Genomic DNA, 16,493 nt, shown 5'->3' with positions numbered 1-16,493 from the left:
CCCGGCGCGGCGGGCGGACGCGGCGGCGAGGCCGGAGCCCCGGGCGCGGCCGGTGCCCCGGGAGCCGCGGGCGGGGCCGCGGGTGCCCCAGGAGCCGCGGGCGGTGCCGCAGGGGCGCCGGGTGCTGCGGGAGGAACCGGCGGCGAAGCCGGAGGGGGTGGGGTCGGGCCGTTGCCGCTCATCGCGTGCCTCCTGTGGGTGTCTCGAAGATCCCGGGCCAGCTCGGGATGATCAGTTCGAAGTCGTTCGTGCCGCTGATGCGGCGGCAGTCGTAGATGCCGGGCTGCAGCAGCTGCCCGCCGGGGAAGACCGCCGCGACGAGAGCGTCGGGTGAACTCGCCGTCACGACGGTCTTCGTCACAGGGATGCGGACCGTGAGCGACGAGACGTCCACGGCTGCCGCCGTGATCTCGTCGAACCCCTGGTTCGCCTCGGCGGCGCGCTGGCCGCTCGCGAGGATCGCCGCACCCGTCGTCGCATGGCTGCGCAGCTGGTCGGCATCCGCGAACGTGAGCTCGGGGAGAGATTTGATCTCTGCCGCGATCGCGCCCGTGAACCCGGTCGGCAGGGCGAGCTGCAGCTGGCTCGAACTTCCCGGCGGTGTCGCGGTGTCGTGCCACGTGTCGCCGACCTGATAGCCGACGGAGTAGACGCCGTTGACCCCGTTGCTGCCGTTCTCCTCGATGAAGTGCACGAAGACGTCGCGCGTCGCCGGAGCGGCCGGAGTGGCCGGTGCGGCCGGAGTGCCGGGGGTCGCGGGCGCTCCACCCGGGGTGGGCGGGGTCGCCCCGCCGCCGCCGGGAGCCGGCGGAGCCGGGGTCCCGGGCGTCCCGGGGATGGGCGGCAGCCCCGGTGCACCAGGCGTGCGCGGAGCGACGGGCGGCGCGCCGCCGGGGGTCGCGGGAGCGCCGCCGGGAGTCGTCGGGGCACCGGGAACGGCGGGCGCGCCGGGTGCTCCCGGCGGCCGAGGCCCTCCCGCCGGAGCAGGCGGAGCCGGCGGCCGCGCCCCGCCGCCCGCGGGAGGCGTGGCCGGGGTGCCGGGCCGTGCCGGCGTGGCACCGGCGGGCTTGCCCTGATCCTTCGGTCCGAACAGGGCAGCGCCGCCGCCCGCCCGCGGGGCCGTCGCCATGCCGCCCTGCAGCGTGCCCGGGGTGAGCGTCGGCTGGAACCACTGCGACAGCAGATGCTGCGTGAAGAAGTCGATCGCGGCCTTCTCCTGGTCCTGCTTGTCTGTGGCCGTGCTGAAGTTCGTGACCTCGATGGTGATCGCGCCGTTCTGGACGAGCTCTTCGATGCCGGCCTGGATCGCGACCTCGACGTAGTAGACGTTCGCGTTGAGGCCCACGCTGAAGTGCTTGTAGATCCGCTCGAAGTCGGCGGTGATGCGCACGTCGAGCGACGGCTGCATCGCCGTGAACGTCAGCGTGTAGATGACGCCGATGGGCGCCGCGCCCTGCGCGAAGGCGGCCTCGAGCAGCGTCGCGCCCTCTTGGCTGAGAGTCAGGCTGAACACCGCGTTGTTGTCGCCGAAGAGCGACGGCACACGGGCCCCGAGGATCGTCTGGACGGCCGTGAAGGTGCCGGCGTCGCTCACGGTGGCCGTCGTGCCGCCCGGCCCCTGCAGGTTCAGCGCGACGCACTCGACGGTGCCCGAGTCGAACGGCACGGCCGTGAGCCGCGCGTTCCCGGGGATCTCGGCGCGCACTTTGCGCTCGATCTCCTCGGGGAGCGTGAGGGCGACCGTGAACATGAGGAACCCGCCGCCCTCGACGCCCTCGCTCGAAGCCTCGCGCTTGAACTTGATGAAGCTGAACTGCGGCCAGTCGTCGGCGGGCCGCCGCGCGATCTCGAGATGCGCGGGCAGATACCAGAACTGGTTCTCGTCCGCGTGGTCGGGGAAGACGGTGACGCCTTCGATCGTCTTCATTCCGCTGCCGAGTTGAAGCATGGTCGGTCTCCTCGTTCAGTCGACGCGCGCGACGATGACGTCGCCGGTCGTGGTGTTCCAGGGGGTCTCACGCGTGAGGCCGTTCTCGAGCGTGTGGATGACGCGGTACGACAGCGCCGGGTCGCCCTCGGCGAAGTCGTACTCGACCGACGCGCTGCGCTTGTCGGGGGTGAGCGTGACGGAGTCCGCGAACCGCAGGCCGAGCGCGGTCCGCTCGTAGAGCGTCTCGACGGTCGCCTGACGGATGCCGGCTCCCGCGAGGTCCACGCCGTCGGTCGTGACGGCGACCGTGCGGTGGCCGCGCATCTGCGCCGAGACGAAGATGCGGTCCTGCTCGGTCGTGGACTCCGGGATGTCGATCACGATGCCGTCGCTGCGCAGGATCGACACCGTGTACGACACGCGACGACGGGCGGGATCGGCGAGCTCCACCGTGAACCGCTTGGTCGCCGGGTCGGCCGCGCTCAGCTCGAACGCCTCGCGCTTGTGGATGCTGTGGGCGTCGTCGTCGTAGCGGACGTCGACGAACACGCGATCCACCTGCGTCCCGAAGATCGCGCTCGGCACCACGATGTCGACGGTGCGGCGGTTGCCGTACGGATCCGAGATCCGGATCTGGTCGTCGTCGGTCGTCAGATCGCCGCTGTCCCAGTCGCGGCCGTCGACCCCGTGCAGGATCAGGCGGTAGCCGACCGTGCGCCGGGTGGGATCGAGGGCGAAGACGGGCCAGGCGCCCGCGCTCTGCTCCTGCGTGAGGCCGTATTGATTCGAGATCCGGATGCCGCTCGCCTCGTCCTCGTACCGGCAGTGCACCTCGACCGTCGGATACAGCTCCCACGGGAAGTCGATCACCGTGAAGCTGATCCACCGCAGCTCGTAGCCCGCGCCGTCCCGCGGTGCGATCTGCACGACGTCGCCCTCGACCTGCATGGGCCCGGCCGTGATGCTGCGCGGGCGGCCGACCGCCGCGGACGAGAAGAGCACGTCGTACGAGACCGTCACGGGAGCCCGCATCCGTCCGCCCTGAAGGGAGCTCATCCACTCGACGGTCTGCTCGCCCTTGGACGGGTCGAGGATGACGTTCTTGACCGAGCCGTCGTAGTCGAGCGAGACGTTGATCGCGTCGATCTGGTCGGTCGTGAAGTCGGCGCGGGGGATGACCCGCACCGTCCGGCGCTGGAAGAACGGGTCTTCGAGCGAGACCGAGCTGATGAAGCGATCCCAGTCCAGGCCCTGCGACTCGATCGAGCGCACGATGCCGGGCAGGTGCCCCTGCGGGTAGATCTGCCGGATGACCGAGGTGCGCTCGCTCATGTCGATGTTGAGCTTCTTGCGGTCGATCCGCGTGATGTCGATCTGCTTGCGCTCCCACACCGACGACATGCCGTGCGTCGCAAGGGTGCGCATGACGCGGCCGAAGTCGTCGATCGCGTCGCCCGTCTGCCGCTCGATCGGCTCGAGGCTCGGGGTGAAGAAGTTCTCGAAGACGAGCTCGCGCACCTGCGCCATCGCCGACTCGTAGCGGCCCGTCGCCCCGCCGGAGTCGTCCTCGTCGGCGACGAGCAGGTCTCCCTCGATCTTGATGAGCTGCTTCTCGACGAGCTCGTCGATGACCGTCTCGATCGTCGAGCTCGCGATGAGCGGCACGTTGACGGACTCGGTCTCTTCGAAGTGCTTCTGCACGCGATCCCAGTCGGCCTCGACGTGCACCTTGTACGCGGGCCGCAGGCCCACGTACTCGAGGCTGTAGACGACGCCGATCGGCAGCATCTCGTCGCGGATCGCCGCGTCGATGATCGTCGCGCCCTCCTGATCGAGGCGCACCGAGAAGGCCGCCTGGTTGTCGCCGTAGAGAGAGGGGGATGCCGCGTGCACGATCTTCTGCACGAACTCCGGTCCCGGGATCGCCTCCTCCTCGTCGCGGCCGGGCAGGCCCGCGGTCTCCTTCGGCGACTCCTTGCCGAAGAGCATCATGCGGACGGTCCCGCCGATGAGCGGCACGGGGGCGAGCCGCGGGCGGTCGCTGAGCCCGGCCTCGCCCTGCAGCTGATCGGCGATCGCCGCGAGACGGTCCGGGTCGATCCCGAGGTTGCAGTCGAAGTCGAGGAATCCTCCCGACACGATGTCGCTCCCCGGCGTCGGGCGGCCCGTGAACTTGATGACCTGGATCTTCGGGATGCGCAGATCGCCCTCGGGCATGACGCTCAGGTGCGGCGACATCGGCATGAAGTAGTACTGCAGCGGGTCCTCGTGGTCGGGCATGAGGCTCACGCCGTCGATCACGAAGTAGGGCGGGTTGAGATACAGCATGATTCCTCGCTCGACTCGAAGGCTCAGGCGCCGGGGATGGGCGGGGGAGGCGGTGTCGCGCCCGGCATGGGCGGCGGCGGAGGCGTCGCGCCGGGCGTCGGCGCGGCGGTCGGCGTGGGCGCCGGCGCCGGTGCTGCGACGGGAGTGGGCGCCGGGGTCGCGACGGGCGTCGGCGTCGATGCCGGGGTCGCGACGGGCGTCGGCGCGGGTGCCGGGGTCGCGACCGGGGCGGGTGCCGGGGTGCCGACGGGTGCCGGGGTCGGCGCGGCGACCGGGGTCGCGACGGGAGCCGGCGTGACGACCGGCGCCGGGGCATCGACCGGGGTCGGGGATGCGACGGGCGTCGCGGGCGGTGCGACCGGGCCCGTTCCCGCCGGCGGCTGCAGCACGAGGGACGGGGCGGTGGCCTCATTCGGACCGACCGTCGCCTGCGTGCCGTCGGCGAAGAAGAAGACGGCGCTCCAGCCGTAGGCAGAGGTCTCGCCCTCGCCGAGAGGCAGCTCCCATCGCTGCGGCGCGGGCGTCTGCGGCGAGAAGATCATGTCCTTGGCCTGGCCGCCCGGCTGGGGGCCGTGGCGCAGAGCGACCTGGACGAGCCGCACGCGGGTCCAGTCGATGAGATCCGCGATGACCGTGACGTCGAGCTTCTGCGACACGACGTCGCCGACCATGATCGTGCCGTCCGCGACGGTCGAGGTGATCTCCTTGACCGTCCCGTCCTTGTAGCGGATCGACCCGCTGTAGCGGACGGTGCCGCCGCCGTCGCCGAGCACGGCGTAGGGCTGCGATGCGGCCTCACTGCCGGCGGAGAGGACGACGGACTGCTCGACGGTGTAGTCGTTCGCGGCATCCTCGTAGACCAGGTCCAGGAAGATCTGCGCGATCCGGTTCGCGAAGTCGCCGACTCCGCGCACCTCGAACTTGCGCGTGCGCCCGAGCGGGTCGTTGATGAGGATGGGCGAGCGCTCGGTCGACTCCTCGGGCATCTTGATGCGGCGCCCGTCGGTGAGGAAGTACTCGACCTCGTAGCTCAGCGGCTTGCGTCGCGGCTGGAAGAGCACGTGCTGCACGCGGTGCGTGGGCGCCTCGGACGTGAGGGCGAACTGCTCCTCGAACTTCTCGACGCCCGTGTCCTGGTAGCGGACCCAGACCTGCGCCGACGCGACCTTGGTCCAGTCGATGTCGCCCGCCTGCACGAGCGCGTCGAGCAGGCCGATGTCGTCGACGTTGACCGTCAGGACCGTGTCGTCGGTCTTGACGGGGCCGGCAGAGAACGTCTTCGACGACCCGACGTAGTTGACCTGGTACGAGTAGCTGTACTCGCGCTCGCCGGCGTCGATGAACGTCTTGAATTCCTGGATGCCGTCGGGGCTCGTGAACGCGTACTCCTCGACCTTGTGCTGCGAGCCGTGGTCGTACTCGAGCTTGACCTCGATCGAGTGGATCGGCAGCGCGTCGAAGTCGGCGTTGACGCCCACCTTGACGTGCAGGGTCTGGAAGAAGGGGTCGTTGAGGTCGACCTCTGTCGCGTGCTCGCTCCACTTCACGGGGTTGCCGTCGCTCGCGGTCATCGTCGTGATGTTGGGCAGCGTGCCCTGCGGGACGATGTTCCACTCGATCGCGGAGTTCTCGCGGTAGGTCATCTCGAACGACGACGCCTTGGTCGTCTCGAACGAGCGCTTGAGGTGCTCGATGTCCTCCGGCATCCCGCGGTCGTCCTTGGGGACCGCCTCGATGTCGGGGATCATCTTGCGCAGCACGGCGTCCTGCAGCGCCCGCTCCATCATCGAGCGGACCTTGTCCTTGAGCTTCTGATCGGCGACGGGGTCGGTCAGGACGGCATCGAGGTGGAGCTCGATGCCCATCGTCTCGGCATCCTCGAACTGCTCGGTGATCTTGTCGACGTACTCGTCATCGCCGTACATCTCCCAGTCGATGTCGATCGTCTGCTCGTACGAGTAGAACTTCTCGGCCTCGAACCACGCCCGCCCGGTGATCTCGGGCAGCTTCGCGACGAAGTTCAGGTCGTACACGACCTGCACGACGCCGCCCTTTCCCTGCAGTGCCTGCTCGAAGAGCGTCGCGCCTTCAGGTGTGAACTCCACCATGAAGGCGGCGATGTTCTTGCCGAACAGCGAAGGCTTGCCGGCGCCTCGCACGGCCTCGACGAGCGTGCCGCCGTCCTCCTTGAGCAGGAGGTTCGCGGTGCCGCGCGTGTAGGTCATGGTGCCGAGGTGGGCCTCGGGCGTGCCGGGCACCGATGCGCGGAAGCCCGGCTTGCCGGCCATGCCCTGCACCTTGGTGTCGAGGGCCTCCTTGATCTTGGCGAGTGCCGCGGGGGTGAAGGTGAACTCCGTGTCGAAGAACGCGAATCCGCCGCCTCGCTTGCCGTCCTCGCGCTCGATCGGCATCCGGTACTTGAGGAACCGGAAGACCGGATCGCCTTTGTCGTCGGTGCGGAACCGCGGGACTTCGGGGATGGGGTAGTACACGTCGTCGTACGTGTCGTCGCCGAAGACGGTGACCCCGTCAACGAGCTCCTGCTTGCTGATCTTCAACATCTGCCACTCCTTTGCGTACGTCCGTCAGAGACGGTGGTCAGTCGATCCGTGCCCAGTCGGCGAGGTCTGCGCTGATGCGTGCCGGACCGCGGGCGGTCACGACGTCGTAGGTGATCGCGACGCGGTCGGTCTCTCCGCTCAGCGCGGCCTCGAAAGCCTCGCGGTCCTCGGCCGTCGCCTGGAGGGAGAAGACCGCGGCGAAGGGCGCATAGCCGCTGCCCTTCGAGGTCGCGACGATCCGGGTCTCGTCGCCCGTCGTGACGGCCACCTCGACCGCGGTCACGGCGGACACTCCGGTCGAGAGGGTGACGGATGCCGGGTCCGCGTCGCCCGCGAGCACGGCTCTCGCCTGCTCGAGGGCCGCGCCGGGCGGGTCGAGCTGCGCGCTGAGCTGCACGAAGGCGAGATCGCCCGCCGCGAGGATCGAGATCATCGGCGTCCCGTCCGGCGCGAGCTGAGGCCAGGGTGCGACCGAGACATAGCTCCAGGTGTCGTCGCCGGTCCTGCGGCATTCGACGCCGAAGGCGATGACGCGGTCTGGGAGGGCGGACATGGCGCTCACATCCCCGTCGGCGAGACGAACAGCTGCCGCCCCGTGATCGTGGACCATTCCGACCATTCGCCGTTGCCGGCTCCGCCCATGTTGCGTCGCCGCCACTCGAACGTCGGCTGCTCGGGCCGGGCGCCGGCGACGATGTCGCTCAGGGAGAACGAGACCTGCACCTCGAGCTTCGGCTGATCCGTCGTGAGGAACACCGTGACGGGCTTGGCGTCGGCCGAGCGGCGGATCTCGACCTCGAGGCCGAAGACGTCGGCGAGCTCGGGCGGACGCGTCTCGGGGTGCTCGAGCTGGTAGCTGCGCACCTCGACGGCGCTCGAGACCGAGCCCGTCGTGCCCGTGTCGTACGCCTTGGCGAGCACCTGCTGCGGATCGATGTCGATCGTGATGCCCTCGAACGACACCCCGACCGAGCCGAAGATCTTCGGCTGGTCTCCGACCTCTGCGGTCAGCACGACGTCGAGCGTCGAAGGGATGCCGTCCACGGCCGCCGGCAGCTGGAACGACGACGGCTCGGCCGTCGCGGGCACGGCGCCGATGGGGCTCGGCAGGTCGGCGTCGCGCTCGAGAAGGCTCGCGACGGTCCGGCCGACCGTGACGGCGTAGGGGAGCGGGTTGCTGACGCGCAGCACCGAGGGCGCGGGGGCGGGCATCGCCACCGGAACGGGCAGGGGCTCGGCCGGAGCGCCGTCCACAGGCGCCGGCTCGGCGGGTGCGCCCTCGGCGGGTGCGCCTTCGCCGGGGCGGGCGCCGGGGGATGCGGCATCCGGAGCCGTCTCGGCGGGCGGAGCGGGCGGCACGAGCGTCGCCGACAGGACGTCGGTCGCGGGCCGGTCGAGCCGCAGCTTGACGGGCACTGTCGCGATGCGCGGGTGCTCGGCGTCCGACACGAGGGTCGCCTTGACCTGCGCCTCGACGCCCTCGGTCACGAGCAGGTGCGTGAGGGTGTTGTAGAACTCGCTCGTGCAGTCCAGTACGAGGTCGAACCCGAGGCCGTCGACCGCGGTCGCCCCCTCGGTGCCGACGATCGACGACCCCAGCTCGTGCAGCACGGTCGACAGCTCGCACGTCGCCTCGCGGATGCCGCCGACGAGCAGGTCGGGATAGGCGACCCGCGCGTGGCGCGCGATCTCGGCGCGCAGTCGCTCGCGGCGGGCCGGATCGATCCACGGCACGACGCTGAAGCGCGTGCGCAGCTTGTAGTCGCTGCCGAAGGTCGCCGGCGTGGCCTCGCCCTCGACGCGCTTCGGCGGCACGAGGAGCACCATCATGGCGGGCTGCTTCGTCTCCTGGTCGAAGGCGAGGCGGTACTCGTCGGGCACGACGTAGAACTGGTCGGGCACGGGCGAGTCCATGAACTGGCCGTTGGGGGAGTCGACCCACTCCGACCACGGTTCGGCGCCGAAGCCCGACGTCACCTGCGAGTAGATCGCGCGATTGTTCATGACATCCCGCGGGAAGCACGCCGCGACGCCCGAGTTGTCGGCGGCGCCGAGCGAGAGACGCGCCGTGCGCGAGGCCCACGCCGGTTCGGGGGCGACGGGCGTGGCATCGACCATGAAGTCGGTCGCCACGAGGTGGTCCCGGATGATCGGCGAGGCCAGCACGCGGTGATCGCGCACACGGGGCGCTGCCGCGACCATGGTCGCGACATCGGGAAGCCTGATCGCCCGCGCGGGCGTGTCGAAGACCCGCAGACGACCTGCAGGACTGACCCGGATGCCGTCGGCGGGTGCCGCGGCCGCGCCGTCCTGCACCGTGAAGTGCACGTCGCCCTGGACGAGGAAGCGCGTGCCGGGCGTCTCGAGGATGGGCACGATGATGTTCGGATCGACGGGCGTCTCGCAGTACAGGCGCGACAGCACGGTCTCGGGCTGGTCTCCCCTGGGCAGGTCGTCGCACCGCGCGAACACGATGGGGTCGCCGGATGCCGGGATGAGCGACACGGAGTACCCGTCGACGGGCAGCGGCTTCGAGTCGGTCGGCAGCGACGGGAACAGGACGAGGTCGAACCAGACCTGCAGCGTCACGACGCCGGCGCTCTTGGCGAGGAACACGTTCGGAGCGCCCGTCGCCTTCGAGCGCTCGGAGATCCGGGCCTGCGGCACGAAGTAGGTCGTGCCGTCGGCTCCTGCGAGCGCCCGCTCGACGCGGTCGGGCGCAGAGGTGACGCGCGGCGCGTTCTCTACGAGGGTCGCGACGGCCATCGTGCGCAGCATCGAGAGGTTGAGCGCCCTGAGCTGGGTGACCTGGGTCAGCACCTGGGGCCGGAACTGCAGTGTCGGCGCGGCGAGCGCCATGGCGGTGAACTCTGCGGGGACCATGATCGTCGTCTTTCAGAACTCGAGGACCAGCAGGGGATCGGTCGTCTCGGTGCGCTCGACGATGTGCTTCTCGCCCGCGTTGCCATACGCCTGGATCTGGTAGGCGAACCCGCGCTTGCCCGCGTCCTTGATCGGGATCGTCCACTTGAGGGCGGCGGGGTCGGGCGGGACGGCCGTGAGCTGCACCGTGTGCTCGCCTGTCGTGCCCGCGCCGTCGTCGTACGACAAGCGCACGATGACGAGCTTCCACTTGGTCATGTCGAGGAGCGCCGGCACGACTTCGACCTGGAGCATGTCGCGGGCGACGTCCCCCACGAGGATCGTGCCCTCGGTGCCCGGCTTCTCTTCGCCGGCATCCGACGAGCCGTCCGCGTAGGTGATGTCAACCTTGTACGTGAAGTCCCGCTTCTGGCGGTCGCGCAGATCGATGCTCCACTCCCACGTCTCGGCGGAGTTCGTGAACGAGTGCACGTCGCTCTTCTCGTACTCGCCGTCGACGTACTTCGCGGTGACGACGATGGAGGCGACCGGCGGGAAGCTGCCCTGCGGCACGAAGGTCGCCCGCAGCTTGTCCTCGAAGGGCGCGTTGATGATGAGGCGCTGCGTCGACGAACGCTGCGTCGGCAGCGTGACGCGCTGTCCGTCGGTCATGAAGAACGTGATGTCGTACTCGTACTCGGTGGAGCGCTGGTCGCCCGTGTAGGTGAACCAGCTCGCCTGCGGAGCATCGAGCCGCAGCACGACGTCGGCCGTGGCGGACGGCAGGTCGACCCCGGGATACCGGAACGACACTTGCACCTGCTGCACGGCATCCGTCGGGATCGCACCCCAGTAGACGGCGACGTTGACGCAGTTGAGCTGGTCGTAGCCGATGATCAGGTTGCGGTCGGTCGTCTTGACGGGCTCGAGCTCCTGGGACTTCGCGCTGGCCTTGTAGATGATCTGGCTGCGGTAGGTGTACTCGTCCTTGGGGGTGCCGTCGGGATGCCGCGCCATCACGACGCGGAAGTAGTAGCGGTCCTCGTTGGAGTCGAAGAGGAACTCCTCGACCTGGCGCTTGCGGCCGCCGCCCTGCTCGTCCTCCTGGTCGTACTCGAGGAACACCTTGATCGCCGCGATGGGATCGCGGTCGAAGTCCGCCGTGACCTGGACGGGCACGTCAAGCAGCGTGAAGTACGGCTTGCTCAGGTCGGCCTCGATGATCGACTTCTTGACCTGCTCCTTGTCGATGACGGCGAACAGCTCGGAGTTGGGGTGCTTCTCGACGACGAAGTTCGTCGAGCCCTCGAACGTGAAGTCGATCGAGACGTCCATCCGCTGCTCGAAGTCCTTGAGCCACAGCTGGTTGCCGCCGGGCATCTTCGCACCGTCACCGTGCGCGAGGGGGTCGGTGCCGAGCTTCTCGGCCTTGAGACCCGGCTCGAAACCGGGGCTCAGGAACTTCTGCATCACCATCTGGTTGACGATCTGGAAGACGAGGTCCTCGATCGCCTTCGACGGGCTCTCGCCGCCTGCCGGCGCCGCGCGGAAGTCCTCCTGGTTGTACTCGATGTGCAGGTTCGTCGAGATGTCGCGCAGCTCGGACAGGCTCGACACCTGCGGGTACCGGTAGGTGCGCGTGCTGTTGCCGTTGCGGTAGGTCTCGGTGATCGTGCAGTGCTCTTTGATCTCGTTGTAGACGTCGTGCGACTCGCCCCATACGTGCACCTTGAGGTTCGGGATGCGGGCCACGAACGAGACCGAGTAGTTGATGGTGCCGGGGCTCCAGCCGTCCTCGATCGCGTTGCGGATGAGCCGCACGCCCTCCTGCCCGAGCAGTGCGGTGTACGAGGCGAGGTTGCTGTTCACGAGAGACGGCTTCGACGAGCCCTCGAGCGCCTTGACGAAGGTGTCGCCTCCGCTCGGGAAGAGGTGGAACGCGACGGTGCCGTCGACCCACGTGGGGTAGGTGAGCTTGATGTCGCCGCCTGCGAGCGCCCCCGCCCGCATGAGCATGATCCGCTTGCCGCTCAAGCGCGGGAAGGCGAAATCCCCCATGCCGCCGGCGATATAGGTGCGGATCTTCTGCTGGTCCTCCTGGCTCACCTCGAGGCTCGTCGTGAGCTGCAGCAGGCCGCCCTCGGTCTCACCCGTCGGAAGCGCGGTCGCCTTGTCGGCGAGCAGCGTGAAGTCGCGGGCGAACGAGATGAGCGCGAACGAGGGCGTGCCGTCCTCGCGCTTCAGGAGCGAGGGCAGCTCCGGCACCATGTAGAAGAGCTTCGTGTCCTGGTCGTCGTTGAAGATCGTGACGTGTTCGACGCCCGGGACGGTGAAGTGGTTCAGGAAGTTGAGCACGACGGGACTCCTTCGTCCGGATCTCGACCCGCGCGCCCGCAGAGACGGCCGCGTCATGGTGTGTCGAGGTGTCAGAGCGCGCCGCGACGCGCCTGATACACGCGCGGCGAAAGTTCCGTCGGAAAGGTCGACTCCGGTCTCGGGTGGAGTCGGGGCGGCGGCGCCAGGACGGCTGTCGCGTCGTGCGCGGGGACGGCGGTCAGCTCACGCAGGCATGCGAGATGAGGGGATGCCGCATCCGTCCGCTCTCTAGGCGGAGGTCCCTGCGAACAGATGCCGCTGGCGTGCGCGCCACCCCGCGAGGTGCGGCGCGATCCACGTGTTGTCCTCCTTGAGGCCGCGGTCGCCGCCCGAGACGACGCCCGTCATCGGCGGCTGCCCGAAGGCGCGGAAGACGTGGTGCATGAAGAGCCGGTGGTACTCCGTGAGGTAGATGTCGCTGATCCGCTTCATCGCCTTCGCCGAAGTCACGCCGGTGCCGCCCGTCTGCAGGACGAGGGTGTTCTCCTCGTTGTCCTCGGTCGAGGCCTCGGAGTAGTTCGCCGAGCCTGTCAGCAGCGCCGGGCGGTCGGTGAGCGGGTCGATGAGGATCGTCTTGAGGTGGATGTACGGCACGTGCCCGTTGAAGCCCGTCAGCCGCTCGGTCGCCCACTGCTCGAGCTGCGACGTGAGGTGCGCGCCCCACACGATCCGGACGTTGGGATCGTCGTGCGGAATGCGCGTCTTGTACGGCGGCTGCTTGTCGAGCAGTACGGTGCGGGGATAGTCCCGCGGGATGCCGAGCCGGGCCCGGAAGACCGCGTTGAGGCCGAACGCTCCTGTCAGATGGACGCTCGAGGTGGCGCCGTCGAAGAGGTCGGCGTAGACCTCGAGCAGGTCGCTGCCCGTGCGGCGCGGAGAGAAGACGGGCACGGGCAGGGGAGCGGGGAGAGGATTGTTGGCCTCCGCCCACGTGCGCAGCTGCGCCGTCGTCGTCGCGGCCTGCAGCTGCTGCCAGTACGCGAGGAAGGCGGCCGCGACGGCGGGGTCGTGGATGAGGTGGCCGACGTTCGAGTGCCCGTAGATCGCGCCCTGCGTGAGGTTGGTAGAGCCCGTCCAGACCGCGACCGGCGTGCCGTTGTGGCTCAGCACGAGGAACTTGTTGTGCTGCAGCGCCCCCTTGTTCGGCGCGACGCGCCACGTGACGAGGGGGTTCAGGCCCGCCGCTTCGGCCGCCGCGCGATTGCGGGCCGCCGTCACGTCGTCGTCGGCGTCGGCGCCGTCGGGGTCCTTGTCGCGGCCGTGCACGACGAGCTGCACGTCGGCGCCGCGGGAGGCCGCGAGGCCGAAGGCGAGAAGCGCGGGACTCCACGTGAACTCGTAGAAAGCGCCGTGCAGCGACCACGTCCCGTCGACGGCCGTCGCGACGGTCGAGAGGAACGCCTCGCCGAGTCCGCGCGACAGCCACGCCCACGCGCTCGAGTTCGGATCCTTGAGCTCGTCCGACGGTACGCCGAACTTGGCGTTCCACGCCTGCGAGCCCGCGACGCCGCGATTGAACCAGACACCGTGCCTGCCGTCGTCCTCGCGCTCGGTCGTGACCGTGACGTCGACGCGCGCCCCGAGGGTCGGCGCCGAGGCGGGTCCGTGCACGACCGCGACGCGGTAGGTGTACTTGCGTCCCGGCTTGGCGGAGTAGTCGCCCCACTGGAACCCCTGCACGGGGTGGTAGCGCAGCGAGTAGTTCTCGCCCGGCGCGGGATCGGGGACGACCGAGCGGAAGACCTTCATGCCGCGCAGCCAGTACTGCTCCTCCTCGACATGGTCGAGTCGGCGGATCGCGAAGCCGAGCGCGTCGAGCTGATCGAGCCCCGCCACGTCGATGCCCAGCAGCACCGCGTGCGTGCCCGCGATGGCCTGGACCGTCACACCGTCCCGCGTCGCCTGTCGCCGCATCGCGGCATCCTCTCCCGTGCCCCGAAAAGATGAGGAATCTGAAGCCATCCGCAACGTAGCAGTGGCGGGCTGTCGCGTCCAGACACCCGGAGGAACGGCTGCGCGGCCGCCCGGAGCGGGCGGCCGCGCAGCGGCAGGGGATTGTGCGACGCGGGCGTCGCCCGGGGTCAGTCCTTGCCTGGAGCGCCCGCGGTCTCGGGCTCGGCGAGCGCGCCGTTGCCGGCGCGCTGCTCGGCTTCGAGGCGCTCGGCCTCTTCGCCGCCGATCGCCTCGCCGCGGGCGACGAGCCCCGCGACGTCCGACAGCGGGATCTCCTTGAGGAAGATCGCGAGCACCAGCGCGACGGCGATGAACGGCACGAGATACCAGAACACGGGTGCCAGCGCATCGGCGTACGCGTTGACGACACCCTCGCGGATCGCATCCGGCAGCTCGTTCAGCACCGAGGGATCGATCGTCGCCGTGGCCTGCCCGGCCTGCTCGGCGCTGGCTCCGGCATCCGTGAACACCGTCGTGAGGTTCTCGGTGAGCCGCGTCGTGAAGAGCGTCCCGAAGACGGCGATGCCGAGCGCGGCGCCCATCTCGCGGAAGTAGTTGTTCGTCGAGGTGGCGGTTCCGAGGTCAGAGGCGGGCACGGCGTTCTGCACGACGAGCACGACGACCTGCATGATGCAGCCGAGGCCCACGCCGAACAGGAACAGGTACACGCAGATGAGCCAGATCGGGGTCGTCGCGGTGAGCGTCGTCATCGCGATCATCGCGGCGCCGACGATGATCGTGCCGGCGATCGGGAACAGCTTGTACTTGCCCGTCTTGGTGATGAGCAGTCCCGAGGCGATCGACATGCCCATGACGCCGACCATCATCGGGAGCAGGAGCAGACCGGACGCCGCGGCCGACGTGCCGGACGACATCTGCAGGAACGTCGGGACGAAGCCGAGCGCGGCGAACATCCCGATGCCGATGGCCATGCCGATCGCTGTCGCGTTGACGAAGATCGGGTTGCGGAACATCGAGAGCGGCATGATCGGGTCCGCCGCGCGGGACTCGGTGAAGACGAAGAGGCCCACAGCGGCGATCATGCCCGCGCCCCACGCCCACGTCGCGCCGTGCTCCCAGCCGAAGTCCTTCGAGCCTCCGAAGTCGGCGAAGAAGATGAGGCATGTGGTCGCGGCGGACAGGAAGACCACGCCGAGCCAGTCGATGGGCTTCTCGGCCTTCTTGTCGGGCAGCTTGAGAGCGAACACGGCGATGAAGAAGGCGGCGATGCCGACCGGGATGTTGATGTAGAACGCCCACTGCCACGTCATGTGGTCGACGAAGAAGCCGCCGAGCAGGGGACCGGCGACGGCCGCCAGCCCGAAGACGGCGCCGAGCGGGCCGAGGTACTTGCCGCGCTCGTTGGCGGGCACGATGTCGGCGATGATCGCCTGCGACAGGATCATGAGGCCGCCGCCGCCGAGGCCCTGGACGGCGCGGAAGACGACGAACATCCAGAAGTCGGTCGCGAACGCGCAGCCGATCGAGGCGAGCGTGAAGATCGCGATCGCGACCATGAACAGGCGCCGCCGGCCGAGGACGTCGCCGAACTTGCCGTAGATCGGCATGACGATCGTCGTCGCGAGGATGTAGGCCGTCGTGATCCACACCTGGTGCGAGACACCGCCGAGCTCGCCGACGATCGTCGGCATGGCCGTCGACACGATCGTCTGGTCGAGGCTCGACAGCAGCATCCCGGCGATGAGCGCCGAGAAGATGAGCCAGATGCGGCGCTGGGTCAGCAGGAACGGGGTGCGCCCGTCCGGCAGGGTCTCTATCGTGGCGGTCATTTCGGGCTTCCCATCAGTGCAGCTTGCGTGGCGAACAGCTCGCGCGCCGCGCCGATGCGCCGCTCGAAGATCTCGGTGAAGGTGTCGGGGTCGGCGTGCGTCAGGAACTCGCCCGCCGCCGAGCGCACGAGAGCGCCCACGATCTGGGCCGCGACCTGCGCGCGGAGGTCTCCGGGCAGGAGGTTCTCGCGCTGCTCGACGAGTCGCGCGTCGAAGAGCTCGCCCTGGATGCCGAGCTCGACCATGCGCGCGAGCAGTCGCGGCTCCTTGTCGACCGCGCGGAAGAGGTCCGCGACGGTGTCGGGCGCGATGTCGAGGGCGCTCCAGCGCTCCTCCGCGAGCAGGGCGAGGTCGGTGAGGAGTGCGGGCGAGATGCCCGTCTCGCCGGAGTCGCGCGAGCCGCTCGCGAGGAAGCGCGCGACCGCGGCGGCATCCGAGCGCTCGATCGGGATGCCGAGGACGGCGTCGTCCTTCGACGCGAAGTAGTTGAAGAACGTGCGCCGCGACACGGCCGCCTCGCTGCACAGCTCTTCGACCGTGAACCCCGACAGGCCGCGCTCCGCCGTGAAGTGACGCGCCGTGCGGATGAGTGCACGCGTCGTCTCGCTGCGACGTCGGTCGCGCGTGGAATCTGCACCATCTGACATAGAGTGCATTTTTGCACCCATCGCTCGTGAGTGCAAATCACCGCGG

9 protein-coding genes are annotated in these 16,493 nt (G+C 69.4%); all 9 read right to left on the bottom strand.

Features of this window, described 5'->3' with window-relative positions:
- Positions 1-178: 178 nt before the first annotated feature.
- Positions 179-1,948, bottom strand: a complete 1,770-nt coding sequence (locus tag MJ607_RS05295) for a hypothetical protein (RefSeq protein WP_243074478.1) — start codon at positions 1,946-1,948, stop codon at positions 179-181.
- Between the two features lie 15 nt (positions 1,949-1,963).
- The gene (locus MJ607_RS05290; RefSeq protein ID WP_243074477.1) at positions 1,964-4,258 is read right to left on the bottom strand and encodes a hypothetical protein; all 2,295 of its coding nucleotides are present in this window, start codon (positions 4,256-4,258) and stop codon (positions 1,964-1,966) included.
- A gap of 23 nt (positions 4,259-4,281) precedes the next feature.
- Positions 4,282-6,819 (bottom strand): hypothetical protein, encoded by a 2,538-nt coding sequence (locus tag MJ607_RS05285; RefSeq protein WP_243074476.1) that lies wholly within the window; start codon positions 6,817-6,819, stop codon positions 4,282-4,284.
- Between the two features lie 37 nt (positions 6,820-6,856).
- Positions 6,857-7,372, bottom strand: coding sequence for a hypothetical protein (locus MJ607_RS05280; protein WP_243074475.1), 516 nt, complete (start codon positions 7,370-7,372; stop codon positions 6,857-6,859).
- 5 nt (positions 7,373-7,377) lie between these two features.
- Positions 7,378-9,702, bottom strand: coding sequence for a hypothetical protein (locus tag MJ607_RS05275; RefSeq protein WP_243074474.1), 2,325 nt, complete (start codon positions 9,700-9,702; stop codon positions 7,378-7,380).
- A 12-nt stretch (positions 9,703-9,714) separates the two neighbouring features.
- Entirely contained in the window at positions 9,715-12,036 is a 2,322-nt protein-coding gene (locus tag MJ607_RS05270; RefSeq protein ID WP_243074473.1) for a hypothetical protein, read from the bottom strand.
- A 249-nt stretch (positions 12,037-12,285) separates the two neighbouring features.
- Positions 12,286-13,971, bottom strand: a complete 1,686-nt coding sequence (locus tag MJ607_RS05265; protein WP_243074472.1) for a phospholipase D-like domain-containing protein — start codon at positions 13,969-13,971, stop codon at positions 12,286-12,288.
- 167 nt (positions 13,972-14,138) lie between these two features.
- Positions 14,139-15,800 carry a DHA2 family efflux MFS transporter permease subunit gene (locus MJ607_RS05260; RefSeq protein WP_243074471.1) on the bottom strand — a complete coding sequence of 554 codons (1,662 nt, stop codon included), beginning with the start codon at positions 15,798-15,800 and terminating at the stop codon, positions 14,139-14,141.
- Positions 15,797-16,447, bottom strand: coding sequence for a TetR/AcrR family transcriptional regulator (locus tag MJ607_RS05255; protein WP_243074470.1), 651 nt, complete (start codon positions 16,445-16,447; stop codon positions 15,797-15,799). Before MJ607_RS05255 ends, MJ607_RS05260 begins: the two co-directional genes overlap by 4 nt.
- Positions 16,448-16,493: the final 46 nt, after the last annotated feature.

The sequence above is a fragment of the Microbacterium sp. SS28 genome, assembly GCF_022761035.1.
GTDB lineage: Bacteria > Actinomycetota > Actinomycetes > Actinomycetales > Microbacteriaceae > Microbacterium.
Note: the sequence above shows the minus strand (reverse complement) of the source record. Positions and strands in the feature narration are given on the sequence as shown.